Here is an 18,194-nt window from a genome sequence, read left to right on the forward strand (position 1 = left end):
CGATGAACCGAGAACTCAAACGGGTGAGCCTCGTCGTGCTGACGATGTTCGTGGCCCTCTTCCTCTCCACCACCACCATCCAGGTGATCCAGGCCGACTCCCTCGACGAGGACGGCCGCAACACGCGGACCCTCTACGAGAGCTTCTCGACCGAGCGCGGTGCGATCCTCGCCGGCGGTCAGCCGATCGCCTCCTCGACGCCGTCGGACGACCTCTACAAGTTCCAGCGGCAGTACGCGAACGGCCCGCTCTACTCCGCCGTGACCGGCTACTTCACCCTGAACCAGGGCACCACCGGCATCGAGCGCACGCTCAACGACTACCTCTCGGGCACCTCGAACTCGCAGTTCTTCGACGAGATCAACAACCTCGTCACGGGCCAGGATCCGAAGGGCGCGTCGGTCGAGCTCTCGATCGACCCGGTCGCCCAGCAGGCCGCCTTCGACGCGCTCGGCGACTACACGGGGGCCGTCGTCGTGACGGAGCCGGCCACCGGCCGCATCCTCGCGATGGTCTCGAAGCCCACCTTCGACCCCACCGCGCTGGCCTCCCACGACACCGACGACGTCCTCGCCGCCTACCGGGCGCTGAACGACGACTCCTCCGAGCCCCTCGTGAACCGTGCGATCGGCGGCTCGCTCAACCCGCCCGGCTCCGTCTTCAAGCTCGTCGTGGCCTCGGCCGCCCTCGAGTCCGGCCGCTTCACGGCCGACTCGAGCTTCCCCAACGTCGAGTCCTACACGCTGCCCGGCTCCTCGTCGCAGGTGATCAACTCCGGAGGCGGTCGCTGCGGCTCCGGAGAGACGGTCACGCTGGCCACCGCCGTCTCGCTCTCCTGCAACGTCCCGATGGCCGAGATGGGCGTGCAGCTGGGAGCGGACGCGATCCGCTCGCAGGCCGAGAAGTTCGGCTTCGACACCGAGCTCGAGATCCCGATGTCGGTCGAGGCGAGCACCTACCCGACGAAGACGGACGACGCCCAGACGGCCCTCACCGCCTTCGGGCAGTACGAGGTGCGCGCGACGCCGCTGCAGATCGCCATGGTCTCCGCGGCGATCGCGAACGGCGGCGAGGTGATGCAGCCGAACCTGGTCGACTCGATCCGCTCGCAGGACCTCAGCGTGCTGCAGCAGTTCCAGGAGAAGTCGCTCGGCCGGGCGGTGAGCACGCAGACCGCGGACGCCGTCAAGGCGATGATGGTCGCCAGCGTCCAGGGCGGCGCGGCGACGAATGCAACAATAGGGGGCGTCACTGTGGCCGGTAAGACCGGTACCGCCGAGAACGGCGGGGACGACCCGTACACCCTCTGGTTCACCGGCTTCGCGCCTGCGGACGACCCGCAGTACGCCATCACCGTGCTCGTGGAGAACGGTGGAGGGCTCGGCCAGACCGGGTACGGCAACCTGATCGCCGCACCCATCGGACAACAGGTACTAGAGGCGGTGCTGAACAAATGAGACCCACGACAGGCCTCACCTTCGGAGGACGCTACGAGCTGCAGTCCCGGATCGCCATCGGCGGCATGGGAGAGGTGTGGCAGGCGACCGATCTCGTCATCGGCCGCACCATCGCGATCAAGATCCTGAAGGACGAGTACCTCGGCGACCCCGGCTTCCTCGAGCGCTTCCGCGCCGAGGCCCGCCACGCGGCGCTGGTCAACCACGAGGGCATCGCCAACGTCTACGACTACGGCGAGGAGGACGGCTCGGCCTACCTGGTCATGGAGCTCGTCCCCGGCGAGGCGCTCTCGACCGTCCTCGAGCGCGAGCGCGTCCTCTCGACCGACAAGGTCCTCGACATCGTCGCGCAGACCGCGCTCGCCCTGCACGCCGCGCACGCCGCGGGCCTCGTGCACCGCGATGTGAAGCCGGGCAACCTGCTCATCACGCCGGACGGCCGCGTCAAGATCACCGACTTCGGCATCGCGCGCATCGCCGACCAGGTCCCGCTGACGGCGACCGGGCAGGTCATGGGCACGGTCCAGTACCTGTCCCCGGAGCAGGCGAGCGGCCAGCCCGCCTCCCCCGCCACCGACATCTACTCGCTGGGCATCGTCGCGTACGAGTGCCTGGCCGGGCGCCGCCCCTTCACGGGCGAGTCGCAGGTCGCCATCGCGATGGCGCAGATCAACGACACCCCGCCGGAGCTGCCGGTCACGGTCGCGGAGCCGGTGCGCAACCTCGTCTACTCCTGCATCGCCAAGAAGCCGGCCGACCGCCCCGCCACCGCCGCGCACCTCGCGCGGGCGGCCCAGGCGCTGCGCTCGGGCGACGTGCGCGGAGCGGCGCTGGCCGTCCCCGCGGTCCTCAGCGACCTTCCCGCGACGCAGGCGACCACGGTCCTCCCCTCCAACCACGGCGCGACGCAGGCGACCACGGTGCTGCCCTCCGGCGCGCCCGCGGCCGCGGCCGCCGCTCCGTTCGTGCCGATCGAGGAGCCGCTCGAGCCGGCCGAGGAGCCGCGGCGGCGCAGCCCCTGGACCTGGCCGCTGATCGCCCTCATCGTGATCCTCGCCGTCGTCATCGCGGGCACGATCTTCGCCCTGACGACCGGCGGGAGCAGCGACCCGGCCGCCTCCCCCACCGCGACGACCAGCACGGCCCCGTCGCCGACGCCGTCCGAGACTCCGAGCCCCACGCCGACACCGACCTCGAACACGGTGGTCATCGACAAGGCCGACTACGTCGGGCGCTCCTTCGACGACGTCGAGACCGAGCTCGAGGCCCTGGGCATGGGCGTCCGGCGCGCGGACGGCCCGAGCGCCCCCACCGCCGAGCAGGTCGGACTCGTCGAGGACGTGAACCCCACCGCGAACGTGGTGAAGGGCACGACCATCGAGGTCTCCGTCTTCACCGAGGTCGCGACCCCGGACGCACCGACCGCCGTGCCGACCGTCACCCCCGCCGCCTCCAGCGTCGAGGCGGGCGCGACGTTCAACGTCACCTGGAGCAACTACAACCAGTGCCCGAGCGGAACCTCCGTGAGCGGTTACCGGGTGACCGCGACCGGTGAGGGCGCGAGCGTGACGAGCACCAACCCGTCGAACTCGACGACCGCGACGATCCAGGCCGGCACCACGGCCGGCACGATCGACGTCACGTACACCGTGCTCTGCGGCGAGTCGGAGTCGGCGGCCTCGCCCACCCTCTCCGTCACCGTCGAGGAGCCGGCTCCGACCCCGGTGCCGACCCCCACCTCGAAGGCCACCTCGACGCCCACCCCCTCCGAGTAGCGGCGGCGCGCCGGTCGGGGCACCGCTCCGGCCCGGCGCCTCGCGGCCGTCGCGTCGCGCCCCCGCCCGGAACACCAGGGGCCCATAGGTACACTTGCCGTGGCTCCTCGGGGCCGCACCACACGGAAGTACAGGGCGGGAGCGTGCGCGTGACGGATGAGGGTCGCCTGATCGCGGGACGGTACCAGGTCGGGCCCCGGCTCGGCCGCGGCGGGATGTCCGAGGTGTACCTCGGCACCGACACCCGGCTCGGCCGCACCGTCGCCATCAAGGAGCTGAAGCTCTCCCTCTCCTCCGACTCCGCCTTCCGCCTGCGGTTCCGGCAGGAGGCGCAGTCCGCGTCGCGCATGTCGCACCCCACGATCGTCCGGGTCTTCGACGCGGGCGAGGAGGTCTCGCTCGACGACAACGGCGCCGAATCGCGCCGGCCCTTCATCGTCATGGAGCACATCGAGGGCCGCCTCCTCAAGGACCTGATCGCCGAGGGCCCCCTCGACGTGGACGAGGCCGTCCGCATCACGGAGGGCATCCTCACCGCCCTCGAGTACTCGCACCGCGCAGGTGTCGTCCACCGCGACATCAAGCCCGGCAACATCATGCTGACCCCGTCGGGCCAGGTGAAGGTGATGGACTTCGGGATCGCCCGCGCCGTCTCCGACTCCGCCGCCACGGTCGCTCAGACCACGGCGATCCTCGGCACCGCGGCCTACTTCTCCCCCGAGCAGGCGAAGGGCGAGCAGGTCGACGCCCGCAGCGACCTCTACTCCGCCGGCATCGTGCTCTTCGAGCTCCTCACCGGCCGTGCGCCCTTCCGCGGCGACACCCCGGTGGCCGTCGCCTACCAGCACGTCAGCGAGACGCCGCCGGCGCCGAGCTCCATCAACCCGGCCGTCACCCCAGCACTCGACGCGGTCGTCGCCCGAGCACTCTCGAAGGACCGCTACGAGCGCTTCCAGGGAGCTGCGGAGTTCCGTGACGACCTGCGCGACGCCGCCGCCGGACGCCTCCCCGACCACCGCCCGATCGACGAGCTGACCACCTCGCTCTTCGCGGCCCGCAGCCAGGGCGGAGTCAACGACTCCGAGCTCGCCCTCCGCCAGCTGGCCGAGGACAACTCGATCGTCCGCACCCAGCGCCGCCCGCCGGTCCTCTGGATCTGGTCCTCGATCGTCGTGCTGGCCGTGATCGTCGCCGCACTCGTGATCTGGGTGCTGACGCTCCAGCCCGCGTCGACGCTGCCGTCGCAGTCGCGCGAGGTCCCCACCCTCACCGAGACCACCTACGACAGCGCGCAGTCGACCCTGACCGAGCTCGATCTCGTGCCGAGCCAGGTCGCGGAGTACAGCTCGACCGTCCCCGAGGGCGAGGTGATCCGCACGGATCCGGGCTCGGGCACGATCGTCGCACCCGAGACGGTCATCCGCATCGTCGTGTCCCAGGGCCCGCAGCCCGTCGCCGTGCCGGACACCGTCGGGCAGAGCCTCGCCGAGGCCATCGACGCGCTCACCGCCGTCGGCTTCGTCGAGGGCTCCCAGACCCGCGAGAACTCGCCGACCGTCCCGGGCGACGTCGTGCTCTCCGCCTCCCCCGGAGCGGGACAGCAGGTCGCCCCGGGCACGCCGGTCGACCTCACCGTCTCCTCAGGCCAGGTCACGCTCCCCGACCTCGTCGGGACGTCCCTCAGCAGCGCACTGGCCACCCTCGCCTCCGAGAAGCTGCAACTCGTGGGGGTCGAGGTCCCGGACGAGACCTGCGACGCGACCCGGGCGAACCCGCCCATCACGACCCAGTCCCTGGCTCCGGGCGACGTCCCGCAGGGATCGACCGTCCAGCTCGGATACTGCGCGGGCTGACCCGGCCTGCAGCCCGCTGCGGCTGCGGCGTCGACCGACGGCGCCCGGTGGAGGCCGGGCCGCTGCTCTGCGCGCCGAGAAGGGCTCGTCGGGACGTCGCTCGTCGGGGTCGATGCTCCACGGAGCCGACGGCGCCGAGGTGAACGGCTACGCCCGGCGTGCGTCGGCGAGCGGGGGCTGGAGCCGCACGACCTCGCCGGCTGCCGATCCGTCGGCGGGGCGTGCGATCCTGCCGCGGATGTCGCTCGGGGTGAGCCCCTCGCGGCGCTTGAGCGCACGGCGGAGGTGGTCCGCCGAGGAGAATCCGGACGCGGCGGCGATCGCCTCGAGCGGGACCTCCCGCGGGCGGCGGCGCAGGAGCTCCACGGCGCTGGCGACCCGGGAGCGCTCGATCTCGCTCGCGACCGTGGTGCCCGCGTCCTCGAAGAGCCGCTGGAGGGAGCGCGTGGACACGTTGACCGCGTCGGCCACCGCCTCCGGGGTGCAGCGCGGCGTGCGGTGCGTCCGGTCGATGACCGTGCGCGCGCGTCCGAGCGTGGCGGCCCGGACGCTCGTGGTGCCGGGCTGCGAGCTCGCCGCAGCGAGGAACGCGCTGGTGAGGAGCTGCTTGACCACGTGGGCGAAGCCGGTGACCTCGCCCTCGCCGGGCAGCCCCGTCCCGGACTCCGCAGCGAGGGCGAAGGCGGTCGTGAAGGCGTACGCGGCGCGGGTGGACCGGGCGTCGGGGTCGAGCGCGTAGACCGGGGCGGACGTGTCGAAGCCGTAGCGGCGCATCTCGTCGGCGCGCAGTGAGAGATGGAGGATCGTGGCCGGAGTCGTCGACTCGGTCGTGAACGTCGTCGTCCCCTGCTGGTACGAGATCGAGCCCGGACGCAGCAGCACCGTGCGGTCCGGTGCGACCATGCGCACGAAGCCGTCGATGAGGAAGCTGAAGGTGAGGAAGGAGGTGTCGTCGGCCGGCCACGTCCCGCGGAGGACGCGCAACGGCGAGACCGTCATCAGCACGACGCTCAGATCGGCGGTGCCGAATCCCGAACCGGTGATGCTCGGGACGGTGCCGGGTTTGACGACGATGCGCGGACCGAGATTCTCGAGTTCTCGGATTCCCGAGAAAGCCCAGGAGATCGATGCGACCATGAGGTCCCCCCGGACTTCTCTTCTGCGGCGCCGACCCCCTGTCGGCGCCCTCTGATTATGCAGGGAAAAGGGGCCGCATCCTCCGCCGGGAGCCCGTCAAATCCCGCCACCTGATCGGGGGGTGCGCAAGGGGGTGGACAAGGTCACGCTCATACCCTGTCTGGGCGGACTCCTCGGCGCACGACCAGTTAGCCGTCACATGGCGGTTTTCTGCGTGAGAACGCGCTCAGGCCTTCATCCCCGTTCGGGGGACGACCGACACTGATCATTCTCAGCGCTCTCGATTCGATAAGCAGCCCGATAAGCCCGGCGAATTCCGCCTCATCGAGCCGGGATCGAGAGTCCGGGCGTGTCGTCGGCCGATACGGAGGCTCCGCCCGGCCTCACCTCGCGCAGCCAGTTCTCGAGAAGGCGTCGCCCGCCCTCGGTGAGGACCGACTCCGGATGGAACTGCACGCCCACGAGCGGAGCACTCCGGTGCCGGACGGCCATGATCACTCCCTCCGGTGTCCGCGCCGTCACCCGCAGCTCCTCGGGAAGGCTCTCGCGGTCGACCGCGAGCGAGTGGTACCGCATCGCGGCGAAGCCGGAGGGCAGGCCGTCGAAGAGCGGATCTCCGTCGTGGAGGACCGCGGACGTCCGGCCGTGCAGCAGCTCCGGCGCCTCCGTGACGCGGGCGCCGAGAGCGTGGGCGAGCACCTGGTGGCCGAGGCAGACTCCGAGCAGCGGCCGCCCGGTCGCCTCCGCCCGCTGCACGAGCGCCGTCGACGCGGGGACGTCCTCGGGGCGGCCCGGTCCGGGTGAGACCAGGACTCCGTCCGCCTCCTCCGCGAGAGCCAGGAGCGCCGTCGTCCCGAGGTCGTCGAACTCGACCACGTCGACCTCGGCACCGAGCTCGCGGAGATACGAGACGAGCGTGAAGACGAAGCTGTCGTGGTGGTCGACGACCAGGATCCGCGGGGCCGCGCCGCCGGTCACGAGCCGACGGTCACGTTCCGGTCGAGCACGAGCGACTGCACCCAGGGGAACACCCACTCGTCGAGCGCGACCAGGACCGCCGCGACGAGGACGAGGACGATCAGGAGCCGGACCCACCACGGCCCGGGCAGGAGCCGCCACAGCGCTGCGTACACGGTCAGCCCTCCTGAGCCAGCGAGGCGGCGATCTCGGCGGGGGCGCCCGCGGACCGCGGCTGGAACGAGTCGAAGACGCCGTACGCGATGATCCGCTCGGCCGTCGAGTAGAGCGGGTTGCAGCTCGTCAGCGTGATCAGGCGATCGGTCGGAGCCGCGTCCGGAGTCCACGGAACCGGGTCGATCACCTGGACGTCGGAGGGCTGGACGTACTCGAGATTGCGGAAGCGGTAGGTGTACCAGCCGTCCGCCGTCTCGATGTAGATCGGGTCGCCGAGCTGGAGCTCGTCGATCAGGTGCATGCCTCCGCCGTACGCGCTGCGGTGCGCGGCGAGCGCGAAGTTGCCGGCCTGGCCAGGCATCTGCGTCCCGGGGTAGTGGCCGATGCTCCCCTCGTCGAGCACGTTCTCGGCGTCGATGCCCTCGGCGATCGTGCGCACCCACCCCTCGCCGTAGCGCGGGATGTAGAGGTTGCCGAAGGAGGTGTCGAGGGCGGCGACCGACGCGACGACCGGCTCCGCCGGGGCGGCCTCGGTCGGCTGCGGTGCCGGAGAGGAGTCGCCCCAGGTCTCGCGGAGCTCCGCGGCCTGCGTCGTCTGCCGGCCCGCGATCACCGCGTCGTTCCACCAGAGCTGCCAGGCCAGGAAGAGCAGGACCAGGACGCCGGCGGTCATCAGGAGCTCGCCGACGACTCCGAAGAACGAGAGTCGTCGGACCGGGCGGGCCCTCCGTCGCTTCGCTCGCGGCCGCAGAGCCGCCCCGTCGGGGTTCTGGGCGGTCATGCGACGAGTCTAGGCGCGAGCCGTGACCGGCTGTGGCGCATGATCCGGACCTGTGGAGAGCCCTCCCGAGTCGCCGCCTGAGGAGGACCGATGAGACCACTCGAGCGCCCGCACCGGCCGCTCCGCGAGTCCGCACAGCACCCGCGCAGCCCCGGCGCTCCCGGCCCGGAGCCTCCGCCCGGTACAGTGGTCGGCATGGCACGAGCGACGAAGAGCCCGAAGCCCGAGCGCGACGAGGCCCGGACCGGCGAGAACGCACCGAATCCGGTCTGGTTCAAGCCGGTGATGTTCGGCTTCATGCTGCTCGGACTCGCCTGGATCATCGTCTTCTACGTGAGCCAGGGCACCCTGCCGATCCCCGATCTCGGCAACCTCAACATCCTGATCGGCTTCGGCATCGCGTTCATCGGCTTCCTGATGACGACGCGCTGGCGCTGAGCCTCCCCCAGTCGTGAACGACGCCCCGTCCGGTCCGCCGACGGGGCGTTCGTCGTCGGTGGAGCGACTGCGCGCCGCCGGCTGCGTCTTCGCCGAGGAGGAGGCGGGCCTGCTCGAGGAGGCCGCCGACTCCTCGTCCGACCTCGAGCTGCTGCTCCGACGCCGCGAGACGGGCGAACCCCTCGAGCAGATCCTCGGCTGGGTCGCCTTCCGCGGCCTGCGCGTCCCCGTCGCACCCGGCGTCTTCGTGCCCCGCGTGCGCACCGAGTGGCTGGTCGACTGCGCCCTGGAGGTCCTCCCGGACGGCGCCGTGGTGCTCGACCTCTGCTGCGGATCCGGCGCCCTCGCACGGTCGATCGCGGAGGAGCGGCCGGACGTCCGCCTGCTCGCGGCCGACCTCTCTCCCGCCGCCGTCGCCTGCGCGCGCCGCACGCTCGCAGGCCGCGCCGACGTCCACGAGGGCGACCTCTTCGACGCGCTCCCCCGGAGTGAGCGCGGGCGGATCGACGTCGTGGTCGTCAACGCTCCCTACGTCCCCACCGCGGCGATCGCGCTCATGCCGCCGGAGGCCCGGGTGCACGAGCCGATGCTCACGCTCGACGGCGGGTCGGATGGGCTCGCCCTCCACCGCCGCATCGCTCAGGAGGCGGGAGCGTGGCTCGCACCCCACGGCGTCGTCGTGATCGAGGTCGGCGCGGATCAGGCCGCGGCGAGTGCCTCCGCGTTCCAGGCGGCCGGGTTCGCCACCTCGCTGCACCGCGACGACGACCGTGAGGCGACGGCCCTGGTGGCCGTCCGCCGGAGAACTACACCGCTGTAATTATCCCCAGCTGTGGAATCTCCTGTGGAGAACTCCGCGGTCCCCGCCGCGCTGGCCTGCTCGAGGCGAGGAGGGCCCGGATCCGCACCAGTCCGCCGGTCCTCGGACGCGCCGCCGTCCCCGGATCGTCCTCCCGAGGAGGACACCCGGAACGTTCTCCCCAGTGTTAACAACTCTGTGGATAACTTCCTCCCCACCTGTTGAGAGCACCTGTGGACAGCGGTGGAGACGGTCGCCGCGGGAACGACGAAGCGGCGGGCCCGGGAGTGCGCGAGGCACTGCCGGACCCGCCGCTGCGGGAGGGGACGGGATCAGCCGAGGACGTAGGCGCCCGCGGTGATCGCCACCAGTCCGACTCCGATGAGCCCGACGAGGAGATTCTGCGTGCGCCGCTGAGCGCGCTGCCGGGTCTTCGTGAAGACCAGCCCGATGAGCGCGCCGGCCACCAGACCGCCGACGTGCGCCTGCCACGCCACGTTCATCCCGGGCAGGAAGCCGATGACGAGGTTCAGTCCGACCAGCACCAGCAGCTGCGACGCCTGACCGCCGAGATGCCGGAGGATCACCAGGTACGCGCCCATCAGCCCGAAGATCGCACCGGAGGCGCCGATCACCGGGGTGAGCGGGTTCGCGAGGAGCAGGACGCCCACCGACCCGGCGAACCCGCTCAGGAGGAAGAGGGTGAGGTAGCGCCCGCGGCCCAGCATGCGCTCGAGCACCATGCCGAACACCCACAGCGTGTACATGTTCAGCACCAGGTGGAACGGGATGACGATGAAGAGCGACGTGCTGTGGAGGAACACCGAGGTGAGCATCCGCCACGGCTCGAAGCCGGCACCGAAGCCGGGGAGCGTGTAGGCGGGGGCGTACAGGAGCGCGTTGACCGCCGGCCCGCCGACGAAGGGGAGGATCTCGACGATCCACAGCACGATGCAGAGCGCGATGATCGCGTAGGTCACCGTCGGCTGGTCGGCTCGGGTCATGGCCCGCACTCGGGAGAGGAGGGGACCGCGGGTGCGCGGCGCGGTGGCGCGCTGCTGCGCCATGTCGTCCGGGCAGATCACGCCGACCGGAGCGGGCGTCTGGCACTCGCCGCAGATGGTGCGGCCGCACCGCTGGCAGCGCACGAAGCTCTGCCGGTCGGGGTGTCGGTAGCAGGAGTAGGTGCTGCTCGGCGGGACCTGGGTCACGGACGTGCCTCCGGGGAGAACGAGGGCCGGGCCCTGACGGACCCGGCCCTCGAATGAGTGGTGGATGAGGCGATCAGACCTCGGTGATCTCGACGCTCTCGATCACGACGTCCTCGAGCGGCTTGTCACGGCCGTCGGTGGGGACCGCCGAGAGCGACTGCACGAGCTTCTTCGACTCCTCGTCGGCGACGGCGCCGAAGATGGTGTGCTTGCCCTGGAGCCAGGTGGTCGGCGCCACGGTGATGAAGAACTGCGAGCCGTTGGTGCCGCGGCCCGCCTGCTTGCCGGCGTTCGCCATAGCGAGGATGTAGGGCTGGGTGAAGTCGAGCTCCGAGTTGATCTCGTCGTCGAACTGGTAGCCCGGGCCGCCGATGCCCTGGCCGAGCGGGTCGCCGCCCTGGAGCATGAAGTCGGGGATGATGCGGTGGAAGACGGTGCCGTTGTAGAGCGGCTCCTTCGTCTTCGCACCCGTGGCGGGGTGGGTCCACTCGATGTCGCCGGTCGCGAGACCGACGAAGTTGCGGACCGTCTTGGGAGCGTGGTTCCCGTAGAGGTTGACGACGATGTCGCCCTTGTTGGTGTGGAACGTCGCGACTGCGGTGTGCAAAGGCATGCTCGGATTCTCGCACAGCGCGTCTGTAGGCCCCTGCAACGCCCGGTGTCAATGCGCTGGGTGCGCGATGCGGACGCCGATCGATGAGTGGCAGTATTGAGGCGTTCGCTGCTCGTAGCCGATGGAGGACCAACATGGGTCTGTCACGTAAGCACAAGAAGGACCTCAAGCGTCTTCGCAAGAACGCCGAGGCGGTCTGGGGCGAGCAGCAGGAGGTGCTGGCGCACGCGGCCTCCGTGCTCGAGAAGAGCCGCCGCCACGCGTCGAAGTACGCCAAGAAGGAGCTCGTCCCCTTCGTCAAGGACACGTACGACTCGCGCGTCAAGCCGGTCTACGACAACGGCGTCTCGGCCGTCGAGGGCACGTACTCCTCGGCCCGCAACGCCTACAAGCACAAGGTCGTCCCGACCTTCGCCGCTGTGGGCGGCACGGCCGCCGCCGCCTTCGAGGCCGCCAAGGACTCGAAGAACCGCGCGAAGCTCGCCGAGATCTCGAAGGCGCGCTGGGAGGAGCTCACCACTCCCCCGAAGAAGAAGAGCAAGGTCGGGACGGTCTTCGCGATCGGCGCCGCGCTGGTCGCCGTCGGCGGCATCGGCTACGCCGTCTGGCAGACGTTCCGCGCCGACGACGAGCTGTGGGTCGCCGAGGACGAGCCGCAGAGCGCCGCGCAGAACGCGGCCTCGACCGCTTCCTGACGTTCTCGTCGCTGGAGCCGGGCCCCTCAGGGGGTCCGGCTCCTTCGCATGCCCGGGTTAGGCTTCTGCGGTGGACATCCGGGTCGCCGCGTACGGCGTGATCATCGACGGCGAGCGGATGCTGCTCGCGCACTGGAGCCAGGGACCGTGGTCGGCCTGGACGCTTCCGGGCGGCGGGATCGACGAGGGCGAGTCGCCCGCCGACGCCGCGGTCCGCGAGATCTTCGAGGAGACGGGCTACCGCGCCGAGCTCGAGGCCCTCATCGGCGTGGACTCGCACGTGATCCCCGCGCACCGGCGCAGCGATCCCGAGGCCGGTCCCCTGCACGCCATCCGCGTCGTCTACCGCGCCCGCATCGTGGGCGGCGAGCTCACGCACGAGGTGGACGGCTCCACGGACGCCGCCGCCTGGTTCCCCCTGAGCGACGTCGAGGAGCTGGAGCGCGTCGAGCTCGTCGACGCGGCCCTGACCATGAACGAGGCCTGGCTCCTCCGCTGACGGTGCCCGGGAATCCCCGGCCGCGCCCCGGCGTTCCCTTCGTCGTGATCGTCGAGCTCTACACCTCCGCCTTCTGCGGCGCTTGCCATGCCGCGCGCTCGGTGCTGGAGCGTGCCGCGGAGCTCGTCCCCGCCGCCGAGATCCGCGAGCGCGACGTGGCCTTCCACCCCGTCGAGGCTGAGGCCGCCGGTGTCCGCTCGACCCCCACCGTCGTCGTGCGCGATACGGCCGGAGAGGTGGTCTTCCGGGCGGAGGGCGCTCCCTCCCTTCCGCAGGCTCTCGCCGCTCTGGCCCTCGCCCTGCCCGCGTAGGGTGGCCGCGGGAGGACCCATGCACCGTCGCGCTGCGCTCGCGAGCACCGTCGTTCTGCTCGGCGCCCTCGCGCTCTCGGGATGCGCCTCCGAGGAGCCGGTGACCACGGCCGCGGTCGGGCTCGGACGGGGCGGCGAGCGCGGCGAGGTCCTCGGCGTCGTCGTCGTGTGCTCGGGATCCGTCGACGGCCTCGACCTCGCCGCCTCCGACTCCGCCCCCCTGACCATCGGCGACGGGCTGCGGAGGGTCACCCGCTGGGTCTCCCCGTCACCGGTCACGCAACTGGGCGCGACCGACCTCTCCGGATCCACGGTCTGGCCGGCCGACACGGTGATCGAGCGGTTCCCGCTCGGCGTCGACCTCTCGCTGGGCGCCTACGCGACCGACCGCTCCGTGCTCGCCCGCCCGGTCGTCTTCACGGCCGAGCAGTTCGACACGCTCTCCGTCGGCGAGATCATCGTCGGCGACATCCGCGACGGCACGTCCGAGACCCTCTCGGTCCAGCAGTTCCTCGGCCTCGCCTGCGTGGACCGCTGAGCGGGCGGCCGTCCGAGCGGCGGCCTCGATCGCACGACCGCACGGTCGGCGACAGGAGAGGCCGCCGGCCCGTGGACCCCGACGCGGACCCTCCGCGACCAACGGCGGTCAGGCGACGGCAGAGGACTCGCGGTGGAGCCGTCGAGCGCAGGAGATTCGACGTAGTGGCTAGCTGCGCCGCGACGTACTCGCACCCGTGACGGTGTCTGCTCGCCCCGAAGGTGCGCGACGACACCGCTCAATCGTCAGCACGGCGGACTCGCGTGCGAGCCGAGGGTGAGCCGGGGCTCCATCGCCCGATCGTCGTGTTGATGTCTACGTCGTCGGTTGTGAGCGCGTCATGTGAAGTCGGGTGCATCACTGAGAGGCACCCAGCGCGCATCCTCACCTTCGCCCATCAGACGCTTCACGACTGGTGTTCGCTCGGTCTGGCCGCGCCGGAGACGACCGGATCTCGACAGGTAGTACGTGACGAGAGTGTCGTGCGACGGACGGAAGGTGACGTACCAGGGCGCGCCCTGCAACGACCGGCGCCCCTTGGCCAGAGCCTTCGCTGAGTAGGAGCGGTACGCGCCGACGAGCGCGCCCACCTTCCACTGAGCCTTCGACTCGGGATAGGCGGCTTCCCAAGCGTCGAAGATGTCGGCGAGCACGCCGATGGGAACAGCACCGACAGGATAGAAGACACCCTCGCGCATTCTCACCTCTTCGAGCAGTCGGTTGTCCGCGAGAGCGTGGGTATCGAGCGGGAGGTTCGAGATGTCGCCATCGCGGACACCTTCGAGCGACAGGTCGTCGAAGAGCGCGTCAGTCTCGGACTCCGTCGTCGATGACGTTCCCGGATCCGGCTCCGGCTCCGACCGGCTCGCGGCTTGAGCTGACTCGATCTGCGACCCGAGGAGTTGCTTCATGTCCTTGACGTCCACCCCCGTCTCGCTGACGGCGACGTGCGTTCTCTCGGCGATGGCCTCGACCCGCCTCAGCACTTCTTCGTGCTGGTCCTGGCGGGTCTTCGTCTCGCGGTCGGCTCGCGCGGCTTCGCGATTCTGCACGCGAAGGATGGAGAGAGTGAGTCCGATGGCAACCATGGCGAGACCGAGCGAAATGAGCCCGATGGAGTCCCATAGTTGCGACAAGCGAAGCGACAAGTCCCCCTCGACGCTCGCGCGAAGAACCCACACCCAACCGCCGAGCACGACCAGAGCCGCGCCGATGACGTAGACCACGATCTCCCAGAACCGCAGACCGCGCCTCTGAGCCTTCTTCTCCGTCGCGTCCCCCACGACGGTCACACTATCGTCCCAGCACGGAGATGCGGTGGTCGCTCCGAGTGGACGGCCCGCGGCGCCTTGCTGTGAGGATATGCCTGCTTCGTGCACCCTCGAGAGCCGTCCGAGCTGCATCGGCACAACTGCATGGGCGCATCTGGCGACTGGGAGCACCCGCGAGCGGGGAGGAAGTGTGGAGCCTAGGAGATTCGAACTCCTGACATCCTGCTTGCAAAGCAGGCGCTCTACCAACTGAGCTAAGGCCCCGGGCCGGAGACGGGGCGATCCGTCTCCGAGAGTCGAACGGCCCGCCACCGCGAGGTGACGGGCCGTTCGGACCGGGTGGGGGTACCAGGACTTGAACCTGGGACCTCTTCATTATCAGTGAAGCGCTCTAACCGCCTGAGCTATACCCCCGGAATGGCCAGAGGAGACTCTACCCGACATCGAGCAGGAATCCCAATCGGCCGGACCGTGCGCCCTACTGGTTGGTGAAGCCCACCAGGAGGCCGCCGGTGATCTTGACGCTGAGGTTGTACAGCAGCGCCACGATCGCGCCGAGCGCGGTGGTGACGATGGTGTTCAGCACCGCGACGACGATCGCGAAGCCCATGACCTGCGGCAGCGAGATGATCGTGTTGAGGTCGAACGCCTCCGCGCCGGCGATGTCCTGCACGAGGCCGTTGACCTCGTCGAACACTCCCGTCTGGGCCAGGACCGTGTAGACCAGGTAGACGACGACGATCGTGATGATCGCGAGCGTCAGGCCCAGCAGGAACGAGAGCTTCACGGCCGACCAGAAGTCGACGTAGACGAGCTTCAGGCGGACCTGCTTCGCCGCCGGGCTCTTCGCGGACTTCCTGGCGAGCTTCTCGGCGACGGTGCTACTCATCTACGGACCCATCCTCCTCCGACACCGGGGCGGACTCGGCCGGCGCCGCGGCGTCGGGATCCTCGTCCTGGGCGTCGAGATTGCGTTCGGTGTTCTTGGCGAGTGCGATGATGCGGTCGTCCTCAGCGAATCGTGCGAAGACGACTCCCATGGTGTCGCGACCCTTGGCCGGTACCTCGGCCACCGCAGAGCGTACCACCTTGCCGCTGGCGAGCACGACGAGCACCTCGTCGTCCTCTCCGGTGATGATGGCGCCCACGAGGTCGCCGCGCTTCTCCTCGAGCTTGGCCACCTTGATGCCCAGCCCGCCGCGTCCCTGGAGGCGGTACTGGTCGACCGCGGTGCGCTTGGCGTAGCCGCCCTCGGTGACCACGAAGACGAAGCCCTCGTCGCTGACGACGTTGGCGTCGAGGAGGCGGTCCTCCCCGCGGAACGACATGCCGCGGACTCCGGAGGTGGAGCGGCCCATCGGACGAAGCGCCTCGTCGGACGCGGTGAAGCGGATCGACATGCCCTTGCGGGAGACCAGCAGCACGTCGCTGTCCTCCTCGACCAGGAGCGCCGAGACGAGCTCGTCGCCGTCGCGCAGCTTGATCGCGATGATGCCGCCGGAGCGGTTCGTGTCGTACTCCGAGAGGGCCGTCTTCTTCACGAGGCCGTCGCGCGTGGCGAGCACAAGGTAGCGGGCCGCCTCGTAGTCGCGGATGTCGAGGATCTGCGCGATCTGCTCCCCCGGCTCGAGCGCGAGCAGGTTCGCGATGTGCTGGCCCTTGGCGTCGCGGCCGGCCTCCTGCAGCTCGTAGGTCTTGGCGCGGTACACGCGGCCGGTGTTCGTGAAGAACAGGAGCCAGTGGTGCGTGGTGGTGACGAAGAAGTGCTCGACGATGTCGTCGGCCTTCAGCTGCGCGCCGCGCACGCCGCGGCCGCCGCGGTGCTGCGCCCGGTAGGAGTCGCTCCGGGTACGCTTGAGGTAGCCGCCGCGGGTGACGGTGACGACCATCTCCTCCTCGGGGATCAGGTCCTCGACGCTCATGTCGCCGTCGAACCCGAAGAGGATCTCGGTGCGGCGGTCGTCGCCGAAGCGGTCGACGATCTCGTCGAGCTCGTCCGAGATGATCGTGCGCTGGCGCTCCGGGCTCGCGAGGATCGACTTGTAGTCCTCGATCTCGGCCTGGATCCGGTCGTGCTCGTCGATGATCTTCTGGCGCTCGAGGGCCGCGAGGCGGCGCAGCTGCATGTCGAGGATGGCGCGGGACTGCACCTCGTCGATGTCGAGCAGCTCCATCAGGCCGTCGCGCGCCTCCTCCACGGTGGGGGAGCGGCGGATGAGGGCGATGACCTCGTCGAGCGCGTCGAGCGCCTTGAGGTAGCCGCGCAGGATGTGGATCCGCGCCTCCGCCTCGTCGAGGAGGTACTGGGTGCGGCGCACGATGACCTCGACCTGGTGGTCGACCCACGCGCGGATGAAGCCGTCGAGCGAGAGCGTGCGCGGGATGCCGTCGACGATCGCGAGCATGTTCGCGCCGAAGTTCTCCTGCAGCGGCGTGTGCTTGTAGAGGTTGTTCAGCACCACCTTCGCCACGGCGTCGCGCTTGAGGACGACGACGAGGCGCTGGCCGGTGCGACCGGAGGTCTCGTCGCGGATGTCGGCGATGCCCGAGACGCGCCCGTCCTTGACCAGCTCGGCGATCTTGATCGCCAGGTTGTCCGGGTTCACCTGGTACGGCAGCTCGGTGACGACGAGGCAGGTGCGGCCCTGGATCTCCTCGATGGAGACGACGGCGCGCATCGTGATCGAGCCGCGGCCGGTGCGGTACGCGTCCTGGATACCGCGGACGCCGAGGATCTGCGCACCGGTGGGGAAGTCGGGTCCCTTGATCCGCTGCAGCAGCGCCTCGAGGAGCTCCTCGCGCGTCGCGTCGGGGTTCTCGAGCGCCCACTTGGCGCCGGCGGCGACCTCGCGCAGGTTGTGCGGCGGGATGTTGGTCGCCATGCCGACCGCGATGCCGACGGAGCCGTTGACGAGCAGGTTCGGGAACCGGGCCGGCAGGATCGCCGGCTCTCGCGTGCGGCCGTCGTAGTTGTCCTGGAAGTCGACGGTGTTCTTGTCGATGTCGCGGACCATCTCGAGCGCGAGCGGCGCCATCTTGGTCTCGGTGTACCGGGGGGCGGCCGCGCCGTCGTTGCCGGGGGAGCCGAAGTTGCCCTGCCCGAGCGCGAGCGGGTAGCGGAGGCTCCACGGCTGCACCAGGCGGACCAGCGCGTCGTAGATCGCGGAGTCGCCGTGCGGGTGGAACTGGCCCATCACGTCGCCGACGACGCGTGAGCACTTCGAGAACGCCTTGTCGGGACGGTAGCCGCCGTCGTACATGGCGTAGATCACGCGGCGGTGCACGGGCTTCAGGCCGTCGCGCACCTCCGGCAGGGCTCGCCCGACGATGACGCTCATCGCGTAGTCGAGGTAGGAGCGCTGCATCTCGAGCTGCAGGTCGACCGGCTCGATCTTGTCGTGACCGTGGATCACCACACCGGTCTCGGTGACGATGTCGTCGCTCTCGTCCGGGCCGGTGGGGGTGGTGGGTTCTTCTGCCATGGTCTCTGGTCTCTCAGGTGGGTCCGTGCCCCGGAGGAGCGGGGGCGGCGGTCGCGCTGGGTGTCAGGTGTGTCGTCGGTGTGCGGGCCGGTGGGGGCCTCTGTCGCGTTCTGGTCGAGGATGCGGCCCATCGAGGGCCGCCGTCACGTGTTCGAGGTGGTCGCGAGGGCGGTCCACTGGACCGCCCGGCCGCCGCCTTT

At 70.3% G+C, this 18,194-nt stretch carries 18 protein-coding genes and 2 tRNA genes; 9 read left to right on the top strand and 11 right to left on the bottom strand.

All coding sequences use genetic code 11. The features are described from left to right. The first annotated feature begins 2 nt into the window (after positions 1–2). The 3 genes from GTU71_RS12395 to pknB all read left to right on the top strand — a co-directional run bounded on the left by GTU71_RS12395 (position 3) and on the right by pknB (position 5,085). Positions 3–1,457 (top strand): penicillin-binding transpeptidase domain-containing protein, encoded by a 1,455-nt coding sequence (locus GTU71_RS12395; protein WP_159940294.1) that lies wholly within the window; start codon positions 3–5, stop codon positions 1,455–1,457. Further along, positions 1,454–3,232 carry a protein kinase gene (locus GTU71_RS12400; protein ID WP_159940296.1) on the top strand — a complete coding sequence of 593 codons (1,779 nt, stop codon included), beginning with the start codon at positions 1,454–1,456 and terminating at the stop codon, positions 3,230–3,232. The genes GTU71_RS12395 and GTU71_RS12400 overlap by 4 nt, the downstream gene beginning before the upstream one ends. Before the next feature lie 149 nt (positions 3,233–3,381). Next, a complete protein-coding gene (gene pknB / locus GTU71_RS12405; RefSeq protein WP_104222663.1) occupies positions 3,382–5,085 on the top strand; it encodes a Stk1 family PASTA domain-containing Ser/Thr kinase in 1,704 nt (567 codons plus the stop codon). A gap of 147 nt (positions 5,086–5,232) precedes the next feature. Here the strand turns inward: pknB and GTU71_RS12410 are convergent, their stop codons facing one another. From GTU71_RS12410 to GTU71_RS12420, 4 genes are all read right to left on the bottom strand, one after another. Further along, positions 5,233–6,222: a helix-turn-helix domain-containing protein gene (locus tag GTU71_RS12410; protein ID WP_104222664.1), complete on the bottom strand. Its 990-nt coding sequence runs from the start codon at positions 6,220–6,222 to the stop codon at positions 5,233–5,235. A 321-nt stretch (positions 6,223–6,543) separates the two neighbouring features. Further along, entirely contained in the window at positions 6,544–7,200 is a 657-nt protein-coding gene (locus tag GTU71_RS12415; RefSeq protein ID WP_159940298.1) for an aminodeoxychorismate/anthranilate synthase component II, read from the bottom strand. Then, positions 7,197–7,355, bottom strand: coding sequence for a hypothetical protein (locus GTU71_RS16225; protein WP_167299010.1), 159 nt, complete (start codon positions 7,353–7,355; stop codon positions 7,197–7,199). The genes GTU71_RS12415 and GTU71_RS16225 overlap by 4 nt, the downstream gene beginning before the upstream one ends. A 2-nt stretch (positions 7,356–7,357) precedes the next feature. Continuing rightward, positions 7,358–8,137 (bottom strand): class E sortase, encoded by a 780-nt coding sequence (locus GTU71_RS12420; RefSeq protein ID WP_104232997.1) that lies wholly within the window; start codon positions 8,135–8,137, stop codon positions 7,358–7,360. 195 nt (positions 8,138–8,332) lie between these two features. Between GTU71_RS12420 and GTU71_RS12425 the strand changes: the two genes are divergently transcribed. Both GTU71_RS12425 and GTU71_RS12430 read left to right on the top strand, forming a co-directional pair. After that, positions 8,333–8,575, top strand: a complete 243-nt coding sequence (locus tag GTU71_RS12425) for a cell division protein CrgA (RefSeq protein WP_104222667.1) — start codon at positions 8,333–8,335, stop codon at positions 8,573–8,575. A 58-nt stretch (positions 8,576–8,633) separates the two neighbouring features. Beyond that, the gene (locus GTU71_RS12430) at positions 8,634–9,395 is read left to right on the top strand and encodes a putative protein N(5)-glutamine methyltransferase (RefSeq protein WP_104291951.1); all 762 of its coding nucleotides are present in this window, start codon (positions 8,634–8,636) and stop codon (positions 9,393–9,395) included. A 311-nt stretch (positions 9,396–9,706) separates the two neighbouring features. On the opposite strand, the gene GTU71_RS12435 is transcribed toward GTU71_RS12430, so the two are convergent. Then, positions 9,707–10,585, bottom strand: coding sequence for a rhomboid family intramembrane serine protease (locus GTU71_RS12435; protein ID WP_104222668.1), 879 nt, complete (start codon positions 10,583–10,585; stop codon positions 9,707–9,709). A 73-nt stretch (positions 10,586–10,658) separates the two neighbouring features. Next, a complete protein-coding gene (locus GTU71_RS12440) occupies positions 10,659–11,198 on the bottom strand; it encodes a peptidylprolyl isomerase (protein ID WP_104222669.1) in 540 nt (179 codons plus the stop codon). A gap of 134 nt (positions 11,199–11,332) precedes the next feature. Here GTU71_RS12440 and GTU71_RS12445 point away from each other — a divergent pair, with 134 nt between their 5' ends. The 4 genes from GTU71_RS12445 (at position 11,333) to GTU71_RS12460 (ending at position 13,241) form a co-directional block, all read left to right on the top strand. Continuing rightward, complete coding sequence (locus GTU71_RS12445; protein ID WP_104232995.1) at positions 11,333–11,893, top strand: hypothetical protein; 561 nt, start codon at positions 11,333–11,335, stop codon at positions 11,891–11,893. A gap of 70 nt (positions 11,894–11,963) precedes the next feature. Further along, complete coding sequence (locus GTU71_RS12450; protein ID WP_104222671.1) at positions 11,964–12,392, top strand: NUDIX hydrolase; 429 nt, start codon at positions 11,964–11,966, stop codon at positions 12,390–12,392. A gap of 44 nt (positions 12,393–12,436) precedes the next feature. Then, positions 12,437–12,703 (top strand): thioredoxin family protein, encoded by a 267-nt coding sequence (locus tag GTU71_RS12455; protein WP_104266625.1) that lies wholly within the window; start codon positions 12,437–12,439, stop codon positions 12,701–12,703. 19 nt (positions 12,704–12,722) lie between these two features. Further along, the gene (locus GTU71_RS12460) at positions 12,723–13,241 is read left to right on the top strand and encodes a hypothetical protein (protein ID WP_104257944.1); all 519 of its coding nucleotides are present in this window, start codon (positions 12,723–12,725) and stop codon (positions 13,239–13,241) included. A gap of 338 nt (positions 13,242–13,579) precedes the next feature. Here GTU71_RS12460 and GTU71_RS12465 read toward each other — a convergent pair whose 3' ends face one another. The 5 genes from GTU71_RS12465 to gyrA all read right to left on the bottom strand — a co-directional run bounded on the left by GTU71_RS12465 (position 13,580) and on the right by gyrA (position 17,994). Next, complete coding sequence (locus GTU71_RS12465; RefSeq protein ID WP_159940300.1) at positions 13,580–14,524, bottom strand: hypothetical protein; 945 nt, start codon at positions 14,522–14,524, stop codon at positions 13,580–13,582. 179 nt (positions 14,525–14,703) lie between these two features. Beyond that, positions 14,704–14,776: transfer RNA gene (locus GTU71_RS12470), tRNA-Ala, on the bottom strand. 76 nt (positions 14,777–14,852) lie between these two features. Then, positions 14,853–14,926 (bottom strand) — tRNA-Ile (locus tag GTU71_RS12475). 64 nt (positions 14,927–14,990) lie between these two features. Continuing rightward, a complete protein-coding gene (locus GTU71_RS12480; RefSeq protein ID WP_104222673.1) occupies positions 14,991–15,401 on the bottom strand; it encodes a DUF3566 domain-containing protein in 411 nt (136 codons plus the stop codon). Continuing rightward, a complete protein-coding gene (gene gyrA, locus GTU71_RS12485) occupies positions 15,394–17,994 on the bottom strand; it encodes a DNA gyrase subunit A (protein WP_104222674.1) in 2,601 nt (866 codons plus the stop codon). Before gyrA ends, GTU71_RS12480 begins: the two co-directional genes overlap by 8 nt. Positions 17,995–18,194: the final 200 nt, after the last annotated feature.

The organism is Rathayibacter sp. VKM Ac-2762 (assembly GCF_009866585.1).
Lineage (GTDB): Bacteria > Actinomycetota > Actinomycetes > Actinomycetales > Microbacteriaceae > Rathayibacter.